General features: G+C 38.1%; 2 protein-coding genes. Both read left to right on the forward strand.

All coding sequences use genetic code 11. The features are described from left to right. The coding region (locus EV144_RS24040; RefSeq protein ID WP_166670631.1) for a condensation domain-containing protein at positions 1 to 1997 on the forward strand (1997 nt) is incomplete at its 5' end. Beyond that, on the forward strand, positions 1997 to 2590 hold a 594-nt coding region (locus EV144_RS24045), incomplete at its 3' end, for an AMP-binding protein (RefSeq protein ID WP_166670632.1). The genes EV144_RS24040 and EV144_RS24045, both read left to right, overlap by 1 nt.

Raw genomic sequence — 2590 nt, forward strand, 5'->3', positions numbered from 1 at the left:
AGAAATTCATTGTTAATCCTTTTATAGAAGGAGAAAGAATGTATGACACAGGAGATTTGGGACGCTGGCTTTCTGACGGTAACCTTGAGTTTATAGGCAGAAAAGACCATCAGGTTAAGATTCGTGGTTTCCGTATCGAACTTGGCGAGATAGAGAATGCGATTTTACAGTATTCCGAGGATTTAAAGCAAGTGGTAGTAGAGGCAAAAGAATCCAATCAGGAGAAGGTTCTGATTGCTTATTTTACTGCTGACGGCAGTATTGATAAATCAGCATTAAGGGATTTTCTTCAGGAGCGACTTCCGGATTATATGGTCCCTGGTTTTTATATCGAACTGGATGGATTACCCCTTACCCCAAATGGAAAAATAGACCGTAAAGCCCTGCCGGGTGTAGACGGAGAAGATCTTATTCGTGGAGAATATGCAGCTCCAAGAAATGAGACCGAGCAAAAACTGGTAAGAATATGGCAGGAAGTACTTGGAATTGAAAAAGTCGGAGTAACAGATAGCTTTTTTGAATTGGGAGGACACAGTTTATCTGCAGCTCAGGTAATTAACCGAACCCATAAACAATTTGGAAAAACGATCACTATTAAATTGTTTTTTGAAAGCCCAACCATTGAAGAATTGAGTAAAGAGCTGCAGGATAGTGAATATACCGCAATCCCGAAGGCACCTGAAAGCGAGTCTTATCCCTTAACGTACGCTCAAAGGCGATTATGGATCATGAGCCAGTTGGAAGGCGGTTCGCTGGCGTATAATATGCCCGGAGCAGTTACGCTAAAAGGAAATATAGACACCAATAAATTCGAAGAATCGTTTAGGCTTTTAATAAATCGTCATGAAATACTACGAACATATTTCAAAGCAGATAATGAAGGCGATATCAGGCAGTATATCATCCCAGGCGAACAATTGGATTTTAATATTTCCAGTGAAGACTTCAGTTTTGCAGAAAACAAGCAAGAAGCGATTGCAAAATATATCGAAGAAAGAAACCATGAGATCTTTGATTTAGAAAAGGCGCCTCTTATAAGAGCCTCGCTGTTGAAGCTGAAAGAGCAGGAGTATGTGTTCTTTTTATCGATGCATCATATCATTGGAGACGGCTGGTCTATGGAACTGCTGGTTTCTGAAGTTGTGGAGGCCTATAACAGACTGATCCAGGGAAAAAAAGCTGGTTTTCCGGAATTAGGCATTCAGTATAAAGATTATGCTGTCTGGCTCAATGGAGCATTACAGCAGGCCAAAGATCAGGCCTCGGAAGCTTATTGGTTAAATCAATTTGCGGGAGAATTACCTGTTTTGGATCTTCCGAGTTTTAAAACACGTCCTTTGGTTCAGACCTATAATGGGGCGAATATCAGCCATCATTTTCCAAAAACATTTTTAGAGGAATTAAAAGCATTCTCAAAAGCTCAGGATGTTACGCTGTTTATGACACTTATGGCGGGAATCAATACTTTATTGCATAAGTATTCGGGTCAGAATGACATTATAGTTGGAACACCGACAGCGGGCAGGGAGCATCCTGATTTAGAGAATCAGCTGGGGTTGTATTTAAATACACTTGCCATCCGCACGAGATTTGAGCAAGGGGGCAGCTTTTTAGATCTGCTCTCAGCGCAGAAAGAGACCCTTTTGGGAGCTTATGAACATCAGAGTTATCCATTTGATGCCTTAGTAGGGAAGTTAAACATGCAGAGAGACCCAAGCCGTTCTGCATTATTTGATGTTTTGGTTGTTTTGCAAAACCAGGGCCAATTGAATAATCTGAAAAGCGAAGAACTCAGAGATCTAGAGATGGGACCTTATGAGTTTTCTAATGCAACAGCCCAGTTTGATATCAGTTTTACTTTTGTCGAATCAGAGGGATTGAGTTTGATAGTTTCTTATAATACAGATATCTATGACGAGTATTTGATCGAAAGAATGTTTACTCATTTTGAGAATTTACTAACACAATTGCTAAAACAACCTGAAAATATTATATAATGATAGATTTTTTAACTGAACAAGAGAAGTACCAACTTTTAGTAGAATTCAACGATACAAATGCAGCGTACCCAAAAGACAAAACAATCGTAGATTTATTAGAAGAACAGGTTAGAAAAACACCAAATAGTATTGCCGTTGTTTTTGAAGAAACAAAACTAACGTATCAGGAACTTAATGAGAAGTCCAATCAACTGGCTTTTTATCTTTCATCCAGGTACACCGTCAATAAAGAAGATATTGTAGGCGTATTTTTACCTAAATCCGATTCAAGTATTATTGCTCTATTGGCGATTTTAAAGTTAGGGGCAGTTTATTTGCCAATAGATACTCATTATCCGCAGGAAAGAATTGATTTTTTAATTCAGGACAGCAGTTTAAAATTATTGATTGCAGATGATTCTGAATTACAAATTGATAATTGTGATCTAATAAATATTAAGTCAGTAAGGTTAGAGGATTATAATATTGAAAACATCAATATAAAGTTTTCATCTCAAAATCTGGCCTATATTATTTATACTTCAGGTTCTACAGGACAGCCCAAAGGCGTTATGGTAGAGCACAGCAGTAATGTCAATATGTCCTTAGAT

This window comes from Flavobacterium sp. 270 (assembly GCF_004368785.1).
Classification (GTDB): Bacteria; Bacteroidota; Bacteroidia; order Flavobacteriales; family Flavobacteriaceae; genus Flavobacterium.